Here is an 18,113-nt window from a genome sequence, read left to right on the forward strand (position 1 = left end):
TCTCAGAAGAACACGGGATGCCGGCCCCGTCGGTTCATTTCGAGATGCCGTCCATCAGTGCGGAGAGATAGGCCGGGTCGCTGACGACGGCGATCGCGATGCAGGTGCTGCCCACGAGCGCGGCCACGGCGAAGCCGACGAGAGGGATCCAGAAGGCGATGCGGCCGCGCTTGAGCCGACGCCAGGTCAGCAGCGCGGTGACGAGGTAGACGACTCCGTAGACAACGGCGGCCACCGCACCCCAGACGAAACCGGCGGCCAAGTTCGAGTAGGTCGCGTCGACGCCCAGGACCTTCGCCGCCTGCTCGGCGTAGTGGGGGAAGTCGAGCACCTGCACGATCGTCGTGACGACCGAGAACAGCCCGTAGACGAGCAGCATGAGCGTGATGACGCGGTCGGCCAGGGGCCCGCGGGCCGGCGCCGGTGCGCCGGTGGCCGACGCCGGAGCGGCCGGCTGCGGGGCGACGCCCGCGTCGAGCGCCTCCGTCACCTCCGGACGCTGGATGCGAGCCTGCTGCTCCTCGGGCGTCGCGTACTCCCCGAACTGCGGACGCGGCCGCGGGTCGGCGTCGCTCACGAACGACCCCGGCCGCCCAGCGCCCGCTGGTCGCGCTGGCCGGCGGCATCCTGACGCAGCTCCTTCGGGAGCGAGAAGATCAGGTCTTCCTCGGCGGTCCGCACTTCTTCGACGTTGCGGTAACCCGCACCGGCGAGCTCCTCGAGCACCTCGGTCACGAGCACCTCGGGCACCGACGCGCCACTGGTGACGCCGACCGTCTCGACGCCGTCGAGCCACTCCTGCTTGACCTCGTCGACGTAATCGACGCGGTAAGCGGCCTTGGCGCCGTGCTCGAGCGCGACCTCGACGAGGCGCACGCTGTTGGAGGAGTTCGCGGAGCCCACGACGATGACGAGGTCGGCGCCGACGGCGACCTTCTTGATCGCGACCTGACGGTTCTGGGTGGCGTAGCAGATGTCGTCGGAGGGCGGGTCCTGCAGGTGCGGGAAGCGCAGGCGGAGTCGGCGAACCGTCTCCATCGTCTCGTCGACCGACAGCGTCGTCTGCGAGAGCCACACCACCTTCGACGGGTCGCGCACCTCGACGGTGTCGGCATGCTCGGGTGAGTTGACGACGGTGACGTGCTCGGGAGCCTCACCGGCGGTGCCCTCGACCTCTTCATGGCCGTCGTGGCCGATCAGCAGGATTTCGTAGTCGTCGCGCGCGAAGCGCACGGCCTCGCGGTGCACCTTGGTGACGAGGGGGCACGTGGCGTCGATGGCCTGCAGGCCGCGGTCGGACGCCGCGGAAACCACAGCGGGAGACACGCCGTGCGCGCTGAAGACGACGTGCGAGCCCTCGGGGACCTCGTCGACCTCTTCGACGAAGATCGCGCCCTTCTTCTCGAGCTCGGTCACCACGTGGATGTTGTGCACGATCTGCTTGCGCACGTACACGGGGGCGCCGTAGCGGTCGAGGGCCTTCTCGACGGCGACGACGGCGCGGTCGACACCGGCGCAGTAGCCGCGCGGTGCCGCCAGCAGCACCTTCTTCTGGCCTTTGACCGGGATATCCTGGAGCCGCCCACGTCGACCCGGAATCCGGGGAACGGGCAGTTGGACGACAGGTGTGCTCACCCCTCGATTCTACCGGGGCGCCCCTGGACGACGGCCGAACCCCTCAGACTGGAGCCCATGACCTCGTTCCACCCCGAGACGGTAGCCGGCGAGGCACCCCCCGCCGACTCGGTGCACCCTCGCGACTCGCGCACCGACACCCCCACGTCGGTGTCGCGGCTGAACGACACGATCCGCGGATTCATCGAACGCTGGGGCTCGGTGTGGGTCGAGGGCGAGATCACCTCGTTCAACCGTCGGGGTGGCAACGTCTTCGGTCGCTTGAAAGACCTCAACACCGAGTCCACGGTGGCGTTCCGTATCTGGTCGAGCACGCTCGCGCGCCTCCCCAAGGACTTCCAGGTGGGCGACCACGTCGTGGCGTGCGTCAAGGCGGACTACTTCCCCCGCACCGGCGACTTCTCGTTCGCGATCTCCGCCATGCGTCACGTCGGCCTCGGCGAACAGCTCGAGCGACTCGAGCGGCTACGCGTGCAGCTGCGCTCCGAGGGCCTCTTCCACCCGGTGCGCAAGAAGAAGCTGCCCTTCCTCCCCCACTGCATCGGCCTCATCACGGGCGAGAACTCGGACGCCGAGAAAGACGTGCACCGCAACGCCGAGCTGCGCTGGCCGCGGGTGAACTTCCGGACGAAGTACGCCGCGGTCCAGGGCGACCGCTGCGTCCCGGAGACCCTGGCCGCGCTGAAGGCGCTGGATGCCGACCCCGAGGTCGACGTCATCATCATCGCCCGCGGGGGCGGCGATCCGCAGACCCTTCTCGGCTTCAGCGACGAGCGCCTGTTGCGCGCGGTGGCCGCGGCATCCACGCCGGTCGTCAGCGCGATCGGCCACGAGAACGACCGACCCCTGCTCGACGAGGTCGCCGACCTCCGCGCCTCCACACCCACCGACGCCGCCAAACGCGTGGTTCCCGACGTCGCCGAGCAGCGGGCTCTCGTCGCGCAGCTGCGCGCCCGGCTGACCGGACGCCTCACGCAGCGCGTGCTGCACGACATCGCCCAGCTCGAGCAGATCCGTTCGCGTCCGTCGCTGCGCACCCCGCACGCCATGCTCACCTCGCGGGCGCAGGAACTGTGGATGCTGTCGAACCGCGGCCGCGACATCGTCGATCGTCGACTCGAGGGCGAACAGCGCCGGACACGCGAGCTGAGCGCGTCCCTGCGCGCACTCTCGCCCCTCGCGACACTCGCACGCGGATACGCGATCGCCCAGGTCGAGGGCGGTGCGATCGTGCGCGACGCAAGCCAAGCCCCCGCCGGAACCGGGCTCACCATCACGGTCGCACGTGGGTCGCTGACGGCGCGCTCGGAAGGCGAGATCGACGAGACGCCCGCCGCTCCGCTCGACGGCGAGGCATCGGGCGACGGCGTGTCGGTGGGTCCCGCCTAAGATGGATGCCATGACCGCGACGACTCCCGGGCCCTCGGCGGACGTCGCGACCCTCTCTTTCGAACAGGCACGCGACGAACTCGTCCGCGTCGTGTCCGAGCTCGAGCAGGGCGCACCGACGCTCGAGGAGTCGCTGGCCCTCTGGGAGCGCGGCGAACAGCTCTACGCGCGCTGCGAAGAGTGGCTGCTCGGGGCCAAGCGCCGTCTCGACGCCGCCCGCGGCGAGGGCGAGGACGCCTGATGGCCCGCATCGTCGCCGAGCTCGGCCGCCCCGAGACTCCGGAGGAGACCGCAGCCCGCAAGGCCGAGTCGTCCCGCCGCTATCGCTCGAGCAAGACCTTCCGCAACCTGATCGCGGCGCTGCTGGTGACCGTCGCGGTCGTCTTCGTCGTCGTCGCCGCGGTCCCGCGCGGCGAGCCGGTCCCCCGCCCCCAGCCGGATGTCCCCGCGCTGGCCGCCGACCTCGAGACCGATCGCGGCCGCCCGGTGCTGACCCCCTCGCTCGGCGAGGGCTGGCGGGTCAACCAGGCCACGGTCGAAGGCATCGGAGGCACCGAGGCCTGGACGATGGTCTACGTCCGGTCCGGCGAGTCCGGATTCCTCCGTGTCGCTCAGGGCTTCGACACCGATGAGGCCTGGGTCGCTCAGGTCCTCGACGGCACACGGAGCACCGAGACCACCGAGATCGACGGGATCACCTGGAACGTCTACCGACCGGCCAACCCGTCCGGCACCGGCAACATCGACTATGCGCTGGCGACTCCCGCCGGCCCCGACTACGTGCTCGTCTACGGTGACGCCGCGCCCGAGACCGCGGCACTCGCGGCGGCGTCGGTGTCCACGCAGGTGAAGCAGCTGAAAGAGATCCCGTGAGCGCACCCCTGACCCCCGGCCAGGTCTGGCAGCAGATGGTCGAAGGCAACCGCCGGTTCGTGACCGGAGCGCCCGCGCACCCGCGTCAAGACGTCGAGCGCCGCGCCGAACTCGCGGGTTCGCAGCATCCGACCGCCGCCCTGTTCGGGTGCTCCGACTCGCGCCTGGCCGCCGAGATCATCTTCGACGAAGGACTCGGCGACCTCTTCGTGGTCCGTAACGCCGGCCAGGTCATCTCGGACTCCGTGATCGGCAGCCTCGAGTACGCCGTCGGCGTCCTCGAAGTGCCTCTCATCGTCGTGCTCGCGCACGACGCGTGCGGTGCCGTCGGGGCCGCGATCGAGAGCACCGGCGTCGACGCCCCCACCCTGCCGGCGTACATCTGGCGCCAGATCGCGCCGATCGTGCCCGCGGTGCGCCGCGTGCAGCGTCAGACCGCTGTGGACGGACACCTGCCCGACCACGTCGACCCCGAGCTCGTGGGGCGTGAGCACCTGCGCCACACCGTCGGCGAGCTGCTCCGCGCATCCGAGCTGATCAGCGAAGCCGTCGCCGAGGGCCGCACCGCGGTCGTCGGGGCCAACTACCGACTCGACGAGGGGGAAGCGTTCCCCGTCGTCATCGTGGGCGATGTCGACGACCCCCGGGTCGACGACCCCCGCTTCGCGGACGCCCGCAACTGAGAACCGAACGAACGACCTGGAGGAACGACGACGTGACCGACACCGAGTACCGCATCGAGCACGACACCATGGGTGAAGTGCGCGTGCCGAAGGACGCCCTGTACGCGGCGCAGACCCAGCGCGCGGTCGAGAACTTCCCGATCTCGGGCTCGGGGCTCGAATCGACGCAGATCGCGGCACTGGCCCGGATCAAGAAGGCCGCGGCCCTCGCGAACAAGGATCTCGGCACCCTCGACGGTCGGATCGCGGATGCCATCGCCCAGGCTGCGGATGAGGTCGTCACCGGGGTGCACGACGCCCACTTCCCCGTCGACACATACCAGACCGGCAGCGGCACGTCGTCGAACATGAACATGAACGAAGTGCTCGCGACCCTCGCGACGCGCATCCTCGGTTCGACGGTCCACCCGAACGACCACGTCAACGCCTCGCAGTCGTCGAACGACGTCTTCCCGACGTCCGTGCACATCGCCGTGACCCAGGCGCTCATCACCGACCTCATCCCCGCGCTCGACCACCTCGCGGTCGCCCTCGAGGCCAAGGCCGATGCCTGGAAGGGCATCGTGAAGTCGGGCCGCACGCACCTCATGGACGCGACGCCCGTCACGCTCGGTCAGGAATTCGGCGGCTACGCCCGCCAGATGCGTCTCGGCATCGAGCGCGTGGAGGCCGTCCTCCCCCGCGTCGGCGAGGTCCCCCTGGGCGGGACGGCCGTCGGCACCGGCATCAACACACCGCTCGGCTTCCCGCAGAAGGTCATCGAGATCCTCGCCGCCGAAACGCAGCTCCCGATCACCGAGGCCAAGGACCACTTCGAGGCTCAGGCCAACCGCGACGGTCTCGTCGAGGCATCCGGGGCCCTCCGCACGATCGCGGTGTCGCTCACGAAGATCAACAACGACATCCGCTGGATGGGTTCGGGCCCGAACACGGGCCTGGGCGAGCTCCACATCCCCGACCTGCAGCCCGGCTCGTCGATCATGCCCGGCAAGGTCAACCCCGTCGTCCCCGAGGCCACCCTCATGGTCTGCGCACGCGTCATCGGCAACGACGCCACGGTCGCCTGGGCGGGCGCATCGGGTTCGTTCGAGCTGAACGTCGCGATCCCCGTCATGGGTACGGCGTTGCTCGAGTCGATCCGCCTGCTCTCCAACGCCGTGCGGGTGCTCGCCGACAAGACCATCGACGGCCTCAAGGCCAACGTGGCTCGCGCTGAGGCCTTCGCCGGTATGTCCCCGTCGATCGTCACGCCCCTCAACAAGGTCATCGGCTATGAGGCGGCCGCGAAGATCGCGAAGCATGCCGTCGCCAAGGGCATCACCGTGCGTGAGGCCGTCATCGACCTCGGGTACGTCGAGCGCGGCGAGATCACCGAAGAGGTGCTGGACGCCAAGCTCGACCTGCTCTCGATGACCCACCCGGGCTGAGCTCCGCAGGATCGAACGCCGAGGCGCGCCATAATCGAAGGATGAGCCGCGCACCGAGACCCGTCTCGGTGCGCGCGCGACTCCTCGGCGCGATCCTCGGTGTTCTGCTGTTGGGGCTCATCATCACGGGAGGGGTCACCTTCCTCGTCCAGAGCGAACGCGTCATCGCCAACGCGGAACGTCAGCTGGACGGCTTCTCGAGCACCGCCCCGTCGAGCGCAACGGATGCCGTCGACCTCGTCGCTGCGACCATCCCCGGCCGCACCGACGGCACCGTCGCCCTGTCGGGCACGACGATGCTCGCGGGCACGCCCTCGCCGCCGGGGCTCTCCCTCTCGAACGACACGCGCTTCGTCTCGGCCGTCAGCGACGCGATCGCGCGCGGAGAACTACGCGGGCGAGTCGACAGCGAGCATGGACCGGTTCTGTACGCCGCCGTCCCGCTCGACGGGGCTTCGGTCGTCCAGGCGATCTCGATCGACCAACGGATGGAGCTGGTCACCCTCTCGACCACCACGTTCGCCATCGCGGGCACCGTGGTCCTGCTCGCGGTGGCCGTCGCGGGCTGGTTCGTGACCGGCCTGCTCTTCTCGCCCCTCCGGCGGCTCCGCGACACGACGGATGCCATCACCCTGGCGGATCTGGGCACGCGTCTGCCGCCGCAGGGCAACGATGAGATCGCCGACCTCACCTCCTCCGTCAACTCGATGCTGGATCGTCTCGCGATGTCCGTCGAAGCCCAGCGACAGCTGCTCGACGACGTGCGGCATGAGCTCAAGACGCCGATCACGATCGTCCGCGGGCACCTCGAGATGATGGACCCCGCCGACCCGCACGATGTCTCCGAGACGCGCGACCTCGGAATCGCCGAGCTGGACCGCCTCTCGCGTCTGGTCGACGACATCGATGCCCTGGCTGTGGTCGAGGCCGGTTCTCTGACCACCGAAGTCATCCAGGTCGCGGCTCTGACGGATCGCGTCGGCGAGCTCGTCAGCGCGATACCTCACCACACATGGACGATCGAGTCCCGGGGTCGCGGGACGATCCACGGCGACCACGACCGCCTCGTTCAAGCGTGGCTGCAGCTCGCGGACAATGCTGCGAAGTACACCCCACCGGGGACGCCGATCGAGATCGGCAGCAGCGTCGGTGACAGCAGCGCCGAACTGTGGGTGCGCGATCACGGTCCCGGCATCCCTCCCGCTGCGCGCCACCGCGTCTTCCGCCGGTTCGACCGCATCTCGACGCGGCGCGGGGTCGAGGGTTCCGGACTCGGCCTGTCGATCGTGGATGCCATCGCCAAAGCCCACGAGGGCTACTGCAGCGTGAGCGACACCCCCGGTGGCGGTGCCACCGTCACGTTGCATCTCCCCCTCGGTCGGTCGCACTCCGCCGCCGACCTCCCCACCCCCGTGCGCGCCGGAGACGTCGTGATGCAGAGAGAGGCCACCGGATGACTCGCATCCTCATCGCCGAGGACGAAGAGCGCATCGCCGCGTTCGTCGCGAAAGGATTGGAAGCGGCGGGCTATCAGACCGCGACCGTGGACGACGGCGCCGAAGCCCTCAGTGCCGCCCTGTCCGGCGACATCGACCTCGTGCTGCTCGATGTCGGACTGCCCACGCTCGACGGCTTCGAGGTGCTTCGCACCCTCCGGGGACAGGGGTCCGCGATCCCCGTCATCATGCTCACCGCGCGCACCAGCACACGCGACACCGTCGACGGTCTCGACGCGGGAGCGAACGACTACATGGCGAAGCCCTTCAAGTTCGATGAGCTGCTCGCGCGCGTCAGGTTGAGACTGCGCGAACCGCTCACGGCCCACACCATCTCGATCTCGCACGGCGACATCACGCTCGACGTGCGCGGGCGACGGGCGAGCATCAACGGACGCGACGTCGACCTGAGCGCGCGCGAGTTCGCCCTCGCCGAGGAGTTCCTCCGCCACGCGGGGCAGGTCCTCAGCCGCGAGCAGCTCCTCAGCCGCGTCTGGGGCATGGACTTCGACCCCGGCTCCAACGTCGTCGACGTGTACGTGAGATACCTTCGCGCGAAGTTCGGCGCCAGCCGCATCGCGACCGTGCGCGGAGCCGGCTACCGCTGGGAGTAGTCGCCGTCAACCCGAAAGCCCCCGGCGGGGGGAAACCGGGGGCTGTGGGGAGATCCTGCTCCGGGGGTCTGCTGACTTACCCGAAATGCAGCGACCAGCCCGTTGAGAGCGGATCTCGTGTTCATTTCTCAGGGGGAACCGCCGGGGGCGGTGACGAGACTGTTCCCTCGTCGATGGCTCCAGTCTGCCGTGTGCATATGAAAGCCACAGGAGCCGAGGATGAGAATGCTCTCATCTAGGAAACGACGGAGGGCTCGAGCGGTCCGCCCGAGCCCTCCGTTGTGTATGTGCGTCAGGAGAGTTCGCCGGCCTCCAGAAGATCGGTCACGAGAGCGGCGATCGCCGAACGCTCCGAACGCGTCAGGGTGACATGGCCGAAGAGCGCGTGGCCCTTCAGCGTCTCGATCACCGAGGCGACGCCGTCGTGGCGCCCCACGCGCAGGTTGTCGCGCTGCGCCACATCGTGCGTGAGCACGACGCGGGAGTTCTGCCCGATGCGGCTCAGCACCGTGAGGAGCACGTTCCGCTCGAGAGACTGGGCTTCGTCGACGATCACGAAGGCGTCGTGGAGGGAACGACCGCGGATGTGCGTGAGAGGCAGCACCTCCAGAAGACCACGAGCCAGCACCTCCTCGAGGACGTTGCCCGAGACGACCGAGCCCAGCGTGTCGAAGACCGCCTGCCCCCAGGGGCCCATCTTCTCGGCCTGGTCGCCGGGTAGATACCCCAGTTCCTGCCCGCCGACGGCGAACAGCGGCCGGAACACGATGATCTTCTTCTGCTGCTGCCGCTCGAGCACCGACTCGAGCGCCGCGCACAGCGCCAGCGCCGACTTGCCGGTGCCCGCCCGTCCGCCGAGCGACACGATGCCGACCTCGGGGTCGAGCAGCAGGTCGAGGGCGATGCGCTGCTCGGCCGATCGACCGTGCAACCCGAAGGCGTCTCGGTCTCCGCGGACGAGTCGGAACTCGCCGTCGCCCGTGACACGGCCGAGCGCCGAGCCGCGCTCGGAGTGGATGATCAGCCCCGTGTTCACCGGCAGACCGACGACCTCGTCGCTCGTGGCCACTTCGCTCTCATAAAGGTCGCTGAGGTCGTCGCCCGAGATGTCGAGAGACGCGATGCCCGTCCATCCCGAGTCCATCGCCTGCTCGGCCAGGTACTCCTCCGCCGTCAGGCCGAGGGACGCGGCCTTGACGCGCATCGGCAGATCCTTCGACACGACGGTGACCTCGGCGCCGTCCTTCGCGATGTTCATCGCGACGGCGAGGATGCGACTGTCGTTGCCGCCGGTGCGCATGCCCGAGGGCAGGACCATCTGGTCGGTGTTGTTCAGCTCCACACGGAGAGTCCCGTCGTTGCCGACGGGGACGGGGAAGTCGAGGCGACCGTGCTCGATCCGGAGCTCGTCGAGATGACGGAGCGCCTGCCGAGCGAAGTACCCGATCTCGGGGTCGTGGCGCTTGCCCTCGAGCTCGGTGATCACCACCACGGGTATCACGACCGAATGCTCCGCGAAGCGGAAGAATGCCCGCGGATCGCTCAGAAGGACAGACGTGTCCAGAACATAGGTGCGCAGATCCTGTTCGGAGACGCTGCTCTCGTCGACGTGACGCTGGTCGAATGGTGCTCGTGCAGTCACAACCCACTCCCGACCCGGGTGTCTCACCCGGCTGTCACGAGTCGACCTGTGGGTCACGAGTCGCAATCCGAAGGCCGACTCGATCGGGCTCCGTGCCCGATGTGATCACCGTACGATGCCCAGCGGCATCCGAGGGTCGTTAACACGCCACCAAAATGACAAGTGTGTGAACAAGTCCCACCCTCGTGGTGAGGGTTGCCGGACCGTGAGCCTTACTGACCGAAACGCCGGTCCCGGGCGGAGAAATCGCGAATGGCCCGGAGGAAGTCGACCTCTCGCAGATCCGGCCCGAGCGCCTCGACGAAGTAGAACTCGGAATGAGCGGACTGCCAGAGGAGGAAATCGCTGAGACGCTGCTCGCCCGAGGTGCGGATGACGAGGTCGGGGTCCGCCTGGCCGCCCGTGTACAGATGCTCGCCGATCTGCTCGGGCGTCAGACTGGCTGCGAGCTCCTCGAGAGAACCGCCCGACGCGTCGTGCTTCGCGATGATGCTGCGCACGGCGTCCACGATCTCGCTCCGACCCCCGTACCCCACCGCGAGGTTGACGTGCAGGCCGGTGTGCGAGCGCGTCCGCTCAGTGACCTCGCGCAGAACCTCGGCGAGCTCGGAGGGGAGCCCTTCTGCCCGGCCCACGTGCTGGACGCGCCAGTCGGGTTCGAGCGACAGTTCACGGGCGAGTTCGGCGATGATCTCGAGCAGGTCGCCCAGCTCGCGGCTGTCGCGTTTGAGGAGGTTGTCATTGGACAACAGGTACAGCGAGACGACGCCGATGCCAAGGTCGTCGCACCACCGCAGGAACTCGTGCATCTTCGCCGCGCCCGCGCGATGGCCGTGCGCCGCGCTGTCGTAGCCGAGCTGGCGCGCCCATCGGCGGTTGCCGTCGATCATCATGGCGACGTGGTGCGGAACGGTCGCGGGCATCCGTCGACGCAACCGCGAGGCGTACAGACGGTACAGGGGGCCGCGCCCCTCGTTCCTTCGCATCCGCGCCACCCGCCTACGCTACCGCGCGCGGGGCGATTCGCCGCTTCGTGTGGGCGGCATGCACCTGCGGAAAGGGTGAGCATCTTCCCGCGTTCCGTCTGCGGCATGGGCGGACGCGTAGGGTTTTTCCCGTGACCCCGACGATCCCTGATGACGGTGTGGAGATGCCCCAGCTTCCCCTGCTCGAGGCATCTGCCGTCGGCGCCCAAGACGAAGTCAAGCCGAGTTGGCGCGGATGGATACACGCGGGCACTTTCCCCGTGGCGATCGCGGCCGGCATCGTGCTGATCGTCCTCGCGCACGGTGCCCCGGCCAAATGGGCATGCGCCGTGTTCGCGGCATCCTCACTCCTCCTCTTCGGCAACTCGGCGCTCTATCACCGCTTCCACTGGAAGCCGAAGACGAAGGCCGTCCTCAAGCGCATCGACCACGCCAACATCCTGCTGCTCATCGCGGGCACGTACACGCCGCTCGCGGTCCTGGCCCTCGATACCCCGCAGACCGTCCTGCTGCTGTCGATCGTCTGGGGCGGAGCGCTGCTCGGCATCCTGTTCCGCGTGTTCTGGATCAACGCCCCGCGCTGGCTGTACGTGGCGCTGTACCTCGCCCTGGGCTGGGCCGCGGTGATGTACATCGTCGACCTCTTCAAGGCGAATCCGGCGATGATGGTGCTCGTCGTCGTGGGCGGCCTGCTCTACACCGCCGGGGCGATCGTCTACGCGCTCAAGCGGCCGAACCCGTGGCCGGGGCACTTCGGTTTCCACGAGATCTTCCACGTGTGCACGGTCCTGGCGTTCCTCTGCCACTGGACCGCGTGCCTGCTGATCGCCCTCGCTCCGGCGTACCACGGCGGCTGAGGGGCCCGCCCGCTCACGCCGATTCGGACGAGCGGAACACAGTCGGTTGCGCTGCCCCGAGCTCTCCGAATCCGGTTGATTTCTCCGATTCTGCGACGACCCCGATCGCGGATGCCGCGACCTCGAGACCGCGCTCAGCGGCGGGGAGCGGCCGGGTCGGTGTCGTCGTCGTTCGGCGCGGCGGTCGTGGCAGCGGCGCGCGCCTGCTCCTCGGCGTCGAGCTCGGCGTTGACCTCTTCGCGGTAGCGCCCGCGACGGATGCGACGCAGCATGTCCCAGACGAGGAGGAACACCGCGACACCGATGAACGCGATCGCGCCGAAGCCGAACGGTCCGGGCGTGACGAGGGAGTCGTCGGGGGTGTTGGCCGGGGTGGGCGTGGTCGCGAGAGCGACGAGCACGGGAAGCATGGAGTCCTTCGGTCCGGGCGGAAGCGCGTAGCCTGGAACTCCAGCCTAAAGCCCGGAGAGACCATGACGACGCAGGAGATGCTCGATGAGCGCTACGGTCGGCGCACGTCACCCCGCCGCCGGATCGTGCTGTGGAGCATCGTCGGCGTCGTCGCGCTGACGCTCACGGCGCTGCTGGGGTGGACCACCGTGTCGAACACCCTGCGGTCGGTCACGGCGACCGACACGGGCTTCACCGTCACGGATGCGAGCGCCGTCACGATCTCCTTCCAGTTCACGGCCCCCGTCGGTGAACCCGTGGCATGCGCGATCGAGGCGCAGGACGAAGATCACGGAACGGTCGGATGGCGGGTCGTCGAGTACCCGGCATCCGAAGATCACAGCCGGGCCTTCACGGAGGAGATTCCGACCCTCGCGCTGGCGACCACGGGTTTTGTCAACTCTTGCTGGGTGCCGTAAAATAGCCTCAGATGACGCGCCCCGGCTCGATGCCGGGGCGTTCGACATATACCCGGGCGGCACACTCGATGAACGCCGCTCGCCCTCGACGAAGGAGTAATCGTGTCCCACGACGCTCAGGTGACGTTCCTCACCCAGGACGCCTACGACCGTCTGGCTCAGGAGCTCGAGCACCTCTCGACCACCGGCCGTGAAGAGATCGCGAAGCGCATCGAAGCCGCCCGCGAAGAGGGCGACCTGAAAGAGAACGGTGGCTACCACGCCGCGAAGGACGAGCAGGGCAAGCAGGAAGCACGTATCCGCACGCTGCAGCAGCTCCTGAAGGACGCGAAGGTCGGCGAGGCACCCGAGAGCCACGGCGTGGTCGAGTCGGGCACCGTCGTGACCGCCGTCGTCGCCGGCGGCGAGGAGAAGTTCCTGCTCGGCAACCGCGAGATCGCGGCGAACTCCGAGCTCGATGTCTACAGCGAGGCCTCCCCGCTGGGTGCGGCGATCATCGGCCTCAAGGAGGGCGAGAAGGGTTCGTACACCGCCCCCAACGGCAAGGAGATCTCGGTCGAGATCCTCAAGGTCGAGACCTACTCCGGTCAGTAAGCCCCACGATCGCGAGCCGCTCCCCCGTTCGGGGTGAGCGGCTCGCGGCGTCTGCGTGGTCGGGGGCGCGCGCAGGGGTGCGCGTGCCGGTTTGGGGCGGATTTTGCCATTTGGGGCGCGAAATCCCCCGCCCCAAACGGCAGAACGCGCCCCAAACCCCGGGTAGCCTCAGTCGGGGACGACCGTGGCGATGAAGCCGGCGTCCTCGAGCGTCTGGATGACCAGCGCGCGGTGCTCGGCTCCACGGGTCTCGACGCTCAGCTGCAGGATCACCTCGCTGATCTGCAGGCCCTGTCCGTGACGCGTGTGGAGCACCTCGATGACGTTCGCGCCCACCTGCGCGAGAAGCTCCGAGACGCGCGCGAGCTGGCCGGGACGGTCGGGCAAGGGGATCCGCAGCGACATGTATCGACCGGATGCCGAGAGACCGTGCGCCACGACGCGCTGCAGCAGCAGGGGGTCGATGTTCCCTCCGGACAGGATCGTCACGGTCGGTCCGGTCGCCTGGATCTTGCCGGCGAGGATCGCGGCGACCCCGACGGCTCCTGCGGGCTCGACGACCTGCTTCGCCCGCTCGAGGAGCACGAGCAGAGCGCGCGCGATGTCGTCCTCGGTGACGGTGACGACCTCGTCGATGTACTGCCGGATGAGTTCGAACGGCAGATCGCCGGGACGCGCGACAGCGATGCCGTCGGCGATCGTCGGGGTCGTCTCGACCTGCATCGGGTACCCGGCGGCGAGCGACGACGGGTACGCGGCGGAGTTGTGCGCCTGCACGCCGATGATGCGCACCTCGCGACCCTCCGCCGCGGCGCGGGCCTTGACCGCCGCGGCGACGCCGGCCGCCAGCCCTCCCCCGCCGATACCCACGATGATCGTCTCGAGGTCGGGCATGTCTTCGACGAGCTCGAGCCCGAGCGTGCCCTGCCCGACGATGATGTCGCGGTGGTCGAACGGGTGGATCAGCACGGCCCCCGTGCGCTCGGCGAATTCGGCGGCGAGGCGCAGCGGCGTCTCGACGGTGGCGCCCTCGAGGATCACCTCGGCACCGTACCCGCGCGTGGCCAGCAGCTTCGGCACGGGGACGCCCAGCGGCATGAAGATCGTCGCGGGTATCCCGAGCTGCTGGGCCGCCAGCGCGACGCCCTGCGCGTGATTGCCGGCGGACGCGGCGACGACTCCGCGCGCGCGCTCCTCCGCCGTCAGACGCGACAGACGGTAGGTGGCGCCGCGGATCTTGAACGAGCCGGTCCGTTGCAGGTTCTCGAGCTTGAGGTTGACGGGAACGCCGAGCAGCTCGGTGAGGTGCAGCGACTCGTCGAGCGGAGTCCGCGTGATGATGCCGCGCAGAGCATACGCGGCATCCTCGAACTCGGCCAGGGTGGGAGTGTCGTTCATGATCTCCTTCCGCGCTCGCGCGGGACGGTCTGCCAGATGAGATCGCGGGACGCCAGTGGCTGGCCCTCGTGCTCCCAGGCCTTGGAACTGAGGTAAACCGCGACCACGTTGACGAACGCCGCGAGGGGCACGGCGAACAGCGCACCGGCGATCCCGCCGATCATGGCTCCGCCGGCGACGACCAGGACGACGGCGAGCGGGTGCACCTTCACGGCCGAGCCCATGAGAATCGGCTGGAGGATGTGACTCTCGACCTGCTGCACACCCAGGACGACGATGAGCATGAACAGCGCGATGAGCGGGCCGTTGTAGACGAGCGCGATGAACACGGCGAGGGCGCCGGTGGCCACGGCTCCGACGAACGGGATGAACGCCCCGAGGAAGACCAGCACCCCGATCGGGATCGACAGCGGCACACCGAGAAGGAAGGCGCCGAGGCCGATACCGATCGCGTCGATCGTCGCGACGAGCAGCTGCGTGCGCGCGTAGCTCTTGACCGTGCGCCATCCGGCCCGGCCCGCGCCGTCGACGGCCGGGCGCGCGACGCGCGGGAACAGGCGCGTGGTCCAGCGCCAGATGCCGCCACCGTCGGCGAGCAGGCACAGCAGGATGAAGAGCGTCAGCAGCACCCCGGTGCCGACGTGGCCGAGAGTCGTACCGATGGCGAGGGCACCGGTCCACAGGAGTTCCGCCTGCTGTTGCAGGAAAGTTCCCGCCTGGGTCAGCCCGTCGTCGATCTGCTGGGCGCTCAGATGCAGGGGGCCGTCGATGAGGTATTGGCGGAACTGCTCGACCGCGAGCACCGTGCGGTTCTGGACCGAGGCGAACTCGCGCGAGATCTGCCAGACAGCGAGCCAGACGAGGCCCGAGATGATCGCGATGGTCCCGAGCACCGTGACGACGATGGCGAGCCACTTGGGCCAGCGGTGACGCTGCAGGAACGAGAACGCCGGCCAGACGAGCGCCGTGACGAGGATCGCGACCAGGAGAGGGATCACGAGCAGCTTCAGCTGGATGACGACCCAGATGACGACGCCGACGGCCGCGGCGATGACGAGCAGCCGCCACGCGTACGCCGTGGTCTGCCGGAGCGCCGGGGGTATCGGAGGCTGAAGATCGCTCGAAACCGTGCGCCGTCGGAGGGCGTCGAGGAACGACCCGCGAGGCTCGGGATCGGGTCCGGTCATCCTGTCAGCCTACCGCCGCGCTCCCTGCGCGATCGCCGTGATGTCGGAGGCTGTGGCTACGGTGAGACGCATGATCACGACGCTCCGCCGCGCCGACGCACGCCGCATCGCCCTGGCCGCCCAGGGCTTCGCCCGCCCTCGCCCCGAGACGGTCGGCACGCGTCAGATCACGGCGGCGCTGCACCGCATGCGGATCCTGCAGATCGACTCGGTCAACGTCTTCTCACGCTCGCACTACATGCCGCTCTTCGCGCGCCTCGGCGCGTACGACACGGCCCTGCTCGACAAGCTCGCCTTCTCGCGCCGCCCGAAGTGGACCGAGTCCTGGGCGCATGTGGCATCCCTCGTCTCCGTCGACGACTGGCCGTTGCTGCAGTTCCGCCGCGACGCGCTCCGCGACAAGTACGGCAGCGATGCCTGGGCCGCAGCCAATCAGCCGCTGATGCAGTGGCTGCGCGACGAGCTCGCCGCGCGCGGCCCGCTGCGGCCGGCCGAGATCGAGCACGATGCTCGCCGTGGCTCTCGAGGGTCGTGGTGGGGCTGGGACGACGTCAAGAACGGCCTCGAGCGCCTCTGGCTCTTCGGCGACGTCGCGATCGCGGGGCGACGGGGGTTCGAGCGGCGGTATGCGCTGGCATCCGATGTCCTTCCGCCCTCGGCGCTCGAGACCACCGTGGCGCGCCAGGTAGCCGTCACCGAGCTCGTGCGGCGGGCCGCGGTGGCGTACGGGGTGGCGACGGCGGCCGACCTCGCAGACTATTGGCGCATCCGCGACCGGCCGGCGGTGATGGCCGCCGTACACGACTTGGTCGACGCCGGTGAGCTCATCCCCGTGCAGGTCGAGGGATGGCAGGTGGCTGGGCGACCCGCGAAAGCATGGCTGCATCGGGATGCCGCGCGCCCCCGCCGCGTGGATGCGGCGGCGATCCTGACGCCCTTCGATCCGGTCGTGTGGTTCCGCGACCGCGCGGAGCGGCTGTTCGATTTCGACTACCGCATCGAGATCTACACGCCGGCTCCCCAGCGCCGGTTCGGCTACTACTCGCTCCCGGTGATCATCGGCGACGACGTCGTGGGTCGCGTCGATCTCAAGGCCGACCGCGCGTCCAACGCCCTGCGCGTGCAGTCGGCGTGGTGGGAGCACGGCGCGCCCCCGGATGCCGCCGAGCGACTCGCCACGGAGTTGCTCACGGCTGCGCGCTGGCAGGACCTCGACCGCGTGACCGTTTCCCGGTGGGGCGACGCCGCGGATGCCCTGGCGGGCGCGCTCAGCGCGGAGCGCCACGAGCATCCCGACGGGCGCTCGACCTGAAACGCGCCCCCTCCGATCCGGAGGGGGCGCGTTCGGTCAGAACTGGACGCGAGGTGGTTCGGCGATGGCCGCGCCGTCGACGACCTCGAAGAACTCCCGCTCGCTGAAGCCGAGCTGCCGGGCGAACAGGTTGTTGGGGAAGACCTTGATCTTCGTGTTGAGTTCGCGGACACCACCGTTGTAGAAGCGACGCGAGGCCTGGATCTTGTCTTCGGTGTCGACGATCGAGTGCTGCAGCTGCAAGAAGTTCTGGCTCGCCTGAAGCTGCGGGTACGCCTCGGCGACGGCGAACAGCGACTTCAGAGCCTGCTGCATGTGCCCCTCGGCGACACCGGCGGCCGCGGGGCTCTCAGCCGCGAGCGTCTCGGCACGAGCGCGCGTGACGTTCTCGAACACGGCCTTCTCGTGGGCCGCGTACCCCTTCACCGTCTCGATGAGATTCGGGAGCAGGTCGGCGCGGCGCTTGAGCTGGACCGTGATGTCACTCCACGCCTCGTCGACGCGCACGTTCAGCGCGACGAGCGAGTTGTAGGTGGCCCACAGGTAGATGCCGGCGATCACCACGATGCCGACGATCACCAAGACCGGTACGAGCCACTCCCACATAAGTCCCCACACTCCGTTCGGAAGATTGCCCTTCAGTGTAACTGTGGCCCGGGGCGGGGAACCGGGGTGTGGCGGGGACTCTCAGCGGATGTGGATCAGGGCCAGTACCCCCGGTGGGACTCGAACCCACACTGAAGCGATTTTAAGTCGCCTGCCTCTGCCATTGGGCTACGGGGGCCCGAGGCTCAACCGTATCGCGGGTAGCTCCGGGTACCGGTAAGAGGAACGCCCCAGGGCTCGGGCATACGCGCGGCGGGCCGTCAGGCGGACATCGGTCGCGACACGCCGCCAGCGGGCGTACCGGGGCGGCGCGTCGGCCATGAACTCCGCACGACGGCACCGGATGCCACCGCGCCGAGGTCGCGGCATCCGGAACCACTCGAGCCCCCACGGCACCGCTGTACCGTCCGGCGGAGTCCGCACCCGACACGCCGCCACACGACGGCGCCGAGCGGCGGGTCGACCATCAACTCCGCACGACGGCACCCGATGCCACCGCACCGGTGCCGCGGCATCCGGAACCACCCAGACCCCCACGGCACCGC

At 69.1% G+C, this 18,113-nt stretch carries 19 protein-coding genes and 1 tRNA gene; 11 read left to right on the forward strand and 9 right to left on the reverse strand.

All coding sequences use genetic code 11. The features are described 5' to 3' along the window. Positions 1-34: 34 nt before the first annotated feature. Complete coding sequence (locus tag AB0O24_RS00795; protein ID WP_363371828.1) at positions 35-577, reverse strand: DUF6264 family protein; 543 nt, start codon at positions 575-577, stop codon at positions 35-37. Beyond that, on the reverse strand, positions 574-1,635 hold the full coding sequence (locus AB0O24_RS00800) for a 4-hydroxy-3-methylbut-2-enyl diphosphate reductase (RefSeq protein ID WP_363334292.1): 1,062 nt from the start codon (positions 1,633-1,635) through the stop codon (positions 574-576). Before AB0O24_RS00800 ends, AB0O24_RS00795 begins: the two co-directional genes overlap by 4 nt. Positions 1,636-1,692: 57 nt before the next feature. Here AB0O24_RS00800 and xseA point away from each other — a divergent pair, with 57 nt between their 5' ends. Genes xseA through AB0O24_RS00835 form a run of 7 tightly spaced genes read left to right on the forward strand, consistent with a single transcriptional unit; the run spans position 1,693 to position 8,117 of the window. Further along, on the forward strand, positions 1,693-3,024 hold the full coding sequence (gene xseA / locus AB0O24_RS00805; RefSeq protein ID WP_363371831.1) for an exodeoxyribonuclease VII large subunit: 1,332 nt from the start codon (positions 1,693-1,695) through the stop codon (positions 3,022-3,024). Positions 3,025-3,034: 10 nt separating this feature from the next. Beyond that, positions 3,035-3,265 (forward strand): exodeoxyribonuclease VII small subunit, encoded by a 231-nt coding sequence (locus AB0O24_RS00810; RefSeq protein WP_013586103.1) that lies wholly within the window; start codon positions 3,035-3,037, stop codon positions 3,263-3,265. Beyond that, positions 3,265-3,897 carry a DUF4245 family protein gene (locus AB0O24_RS00815; RefSeq protein WP_363371834.1) on the forward strand — a complete coding sequence of 211 codons (633 nt, stop codon included), beginning with the start codon at positions 3,265-3,267 and terminating at the stop codon, positions 3,895-3,897. Before AB0O24_RS00810 ends, AB0O24_RS00815 begins: the two co-directional genes overlap by 1 nt. Then, positions 3,894-4,580 (forward strand): carbonic anhydrase, encoded by a 687-nt coding sequence (locus AB0O24_RS00820; RefSeq protein WP_307385770.1) that lies wholly within the window; start codon positions 3,894-3,896, stop codon positions 4,578-4,580. Before AB0O24_RS00815 ends, AB0O24_RS00820 begins: the two co-directional genes overlap by 4 nt. A 32-nt stretch (positions 4,581-4,612) precedes the next feature. Continuing rightward, the gene (locus tag AB0O24_RS00825; RefSeq protein WP_363371837.1) at positions 4,613-6,007 is read left to right on the forward strand and encodes a class II fumarate hydratase; all 1,395 of its coding nucleotides are present in this window, start codon (positions 4,613-4,615) and stop codon (positions 6,005-6,007) included. A gap of 41 nt (positions 6,008-6,048) precedes the next feature. Continuing rightward, positions 6,049-7,464, forward strand: coding sequence for a HAMP domain-containing sensor histidine kinase (locus AB0O24_RS00830; RefSeq protein WP_363371840.1), 1,416 nt, complete (start codon positions 6,049-6,051; stop codon positions 7,462-7,464). Next, complete coding sequence (locus AB0O24_RS00835) at positions 7,461-8,117, forward strand: response regulator transcription factor (RefSeq protein WP_363371843.1); 657 nt, start codon at positions 7,461-7,463, stop codon at positions 8,115-8,117. Before AB0O24_RS00830 ends, AB0O24_RS00835 begins: the two co-directional genes overlap by 4 nt. A 292-nt stretch (positions 8,118-8,409) precedes the next feature. Here the strand turns inward: AB0O24_RS00835 and AB0O24_RS00840 are convergent, their stop codons facing one another. Both AB0O24_RS00840 and AB0O24_RS00845 read right to left on the reverse strand, forming a co-directional pair. Continuing rightward, positions 8,410-9,759: a PhoH family protein gene (locus tag AB0O24_RS00840; protein WP_058597825.1), complete on the reverse strand. Its 1,350-nt coding sequence runs from the start codon at positions 9,757-9,759 to the stop codon at positions 8,410-8,412. Between the two features lie 212 nt (positions 9,760-9,971). Next, complete coding sequence (locus AB0O24_RS00845) at positions 9,972-10,745, reverse strand: isoprenyl transferase (protein WP_363372218.1); 774 nt, start codon at positions 10,743-10,745, stop codon at positions 9,972-9,974. Positions 10,746-10,909: 164 nt separating this feature from the next. Here AB0O24_RS00845 and AB0O24_RS00850 point away from each other — a divergent pair, with 164 nt between their 5' ends. Beyond that, complete coding sequence (locus AB0O24_RS00850) at positions 10,910-11,602, forward strand: hemolysin III family protein (RefSeq protein WP_275797801.1); 693 nt, start codon at positions 10,910-10,912, stop codon at positions 11,600-11,602. A 134-nt stretch (positions 11,603-11,736) separates the two neighbouring features. Here AB0O24_RS00850 and AB0O24_RS00855 read toward each other — a convergent pair whose 3' ends face one another. Next, positions 11,737-12,012: a hypothetical protein gene (locus tag AB0O24_RS00855; protein WP_275797780.1), complete on the reverse strand. Its 276-nt coding sequence runs from the start codon at positions 12,010-12,012 to the stop codon at positions 11,737-11,739. A gap of 63 nt (positions 12,013-12,075) precedes the next feature. On the opposite strand from AB0O24_RS00855, the gene AB0O24_RS00860 reads away from it, so the two are divergent. Both AB0O24_RS00860 and greA read left to right on the forward strand, forming a co-directional pair. Next, entirely contained in the window at positions 12,076-12,471 is a 396-nt protein-coding gene (locus AB0O24_RS00860) for a DUF4307 domain-containing protein (protein ID WP_058597828.1), read from the forward strand. 102 nt (positions 12,472-12,573) lie between these two features. Next, positions 12,574-13,065 carry a transcription elongation factor GreA gene (greA, locus tag AB0O24_RS00865; protein WP_307385769.1) on the forward strand — a complete coding sequence of 164 codons (492 nt, stop codon included), beginning with the start codon at positions 12,574-12,576 and terminating at the stop codon, positions 13,063-13,065. A gap of 168 nt (positions 13,066-13,233) precedes the next feature. Here greA and ilvA read toward each other — a convergent pair whose 3' ends face one another. Together ilvA and AB0O24_RS00875 are read right to left on the reverse strand one after the other, a co-directional pair. Next, entirely contained in the window at positions 13,234-14,463 is a 1,230-nt protein-coding gene (gene ilvA, locus AB0O24_RS00870) for a threonine ammonia-lyase (RefSeq protein WP_363371847.1), read from the reverse strand. After that, positions 14,460-15,650, reverse strand: a complete 1,191-nt coding sequence (locus AB0O24_RS00875; protein WP_307385768.1) for an AI-2E family transporter — start codon at positions 15,648-15,650, stop codon at positions 14,460-14,462. Before AB0O24_RS00875 ends, ilvA begins: the two co-directional genes overlap by 4 nt. A 70-nt stretch (positions 15,651-15,720) precedes the next feature. On the opposite strand from AB0O24_RS00875, the gene AB0O24_RS00880 reads away from it, so the two are divergent. After that, a complete protein-coding gene (locus AB0O24_RS00880; protein ID WP_363371850.1) occupies positions 15,721-16,962 on the forward strand; it encodes a crosslink repair DNA glycosylase YcaQ family protein in 1,242 nt (413 codons plus the stop codon). Between the two features lie 36 nt (positions 16,963-16,998). Here AB0O24_RS00880 and AB0O24_RS00885 read toward each other — a convergent pair whose 3' ends face one another. Both AB0O24_RS00885 and AB0O24_RS00890 read right to left on the reverse strand, forming a co-directional pair. Then, the gene (locus AB0O24_RS00885; protein ID WP_058624326.1) at positions 16,999-17,568 is read right to left on the reverse strand and encodes a LemA family protein; all 570 of its coding nucleotides are present in this window, start codon (positions 17,566-17,568) and stop codon (positions 16,999-17,001) included. A 105-nt stretch (positions 17,569-17,673) separates the two neighbouring features. After that, positions 17,674-17,746 (reverse strand) — tRNA-Leu (locus AB0O24_RS00890). Between the last annotated feature and the right edge of the window lie 367 nt (positions 17,747-18,113).

It is taken from the genome of Microbacterium sp. NPDC086615 (assembly GCF_040686055.1).
GTDB lineage: Bacteria > Actinomycetota > Actinomycetes > Actinomycetales > Microbacteriaceae > Microbacterium.

Excerpts from the sequence above, each read along its gene's own strand:
- ilvA (WP_363371847.1), bottom strand. The coding sequence starts at position 14,463 with ATGAACGACACTCCCACCCTGGCCGAGTTCGAGGATGCCGCGTATGCT.
- AB0O24_RS00850 (WP_275797801.1), top strand. The coding sequence starts at position 10,910 with ATGCCCCAGCTTCCCCTGCTCGAGGCATCTGCCGTCGGCGCCCAAGAC.
- AB0O24_RS00835 (WP_363371843.1), top strand. The coding sequence starts at position 7,461 with ATGACTCGCATCCTCATCGCCGAGGACGAAGAGCGCATCGCCGCGTTC.
- AB0O24_RS00885 (WP_058624326.1), bottom strand. The coding sequence starts at position 17,568 with ATGTGGGAGTGGCTCGTACCGGTCTTGGTGATCGTCGGCATCGTGGTG.
- AB0O24_RS00845 (WP_363372218.1), bottom strand. The coding sequence starts at position 10,745 with ATGCGAAGGAACGAGGGGCGCGGCCCCCTGTACCGTCTGTACGCCTCG.
- AB0O24_RS00815 (WP_363371834.1), top strand. The coding sequence starts at position 3,265 with ATGGCCCGCATCGTCGCCGAGCTCGGCCGCCCCGAGACTCCGGAGGAG.
- AB0O24_RS00830 (WP_363371840.1), top strand. The coding sequence starts at position 6,049 with ATGAGCCGCGCACCGAGACCCGTCTCGGTGCGCGCGCGACTCCTCGGC.
- xseA (WP_363371831.1), top strand. The coding sequence starts at position 1,693 with ATGACCTCGTTCCACCCCGAGACGGTAGCCGGCGAGGCACCCCCCGCC.
- AB0O24_RS00875 (WP_307385768.1), bottom strand. The coding sequence starts at position 15,650 with ATGACCGGACCCGATCCCGAGCCTCGCGGGTCGTTCCTCGACGCCCTC.
- AB0O24_RS00860 (WP_058597828.1), top strand. The coding sequence starts at position 12,076 with ATGACGACGCAGGAGATGCTCGATGAGCGCTACGGTCGGCGCACGTCA.
- AB0O24_RS00855 (WP_275797780.1), bottom strand. The coding sequence starts at position 12,012 with ATGCTTCCCGTGCTCGTCGCTCTCGCGACCACGCCCACCCCGGCCAAC.
- AB0O24_RS00880 (WP_363371850.1), top strand. The coding sequence starts at position 15,721 with ATGATCACGACGCTCCGCCGCGCCGACGCACGCCGCATCGCCCTGGCC.
- AB0O24_RS00810 (WP_013586103.1), top strand. The coding sequence starts at position 3,035 with ATGACCGCGACGACTCCCGGGCCCTCGGCGGACGTCGCGACCCTCTCT.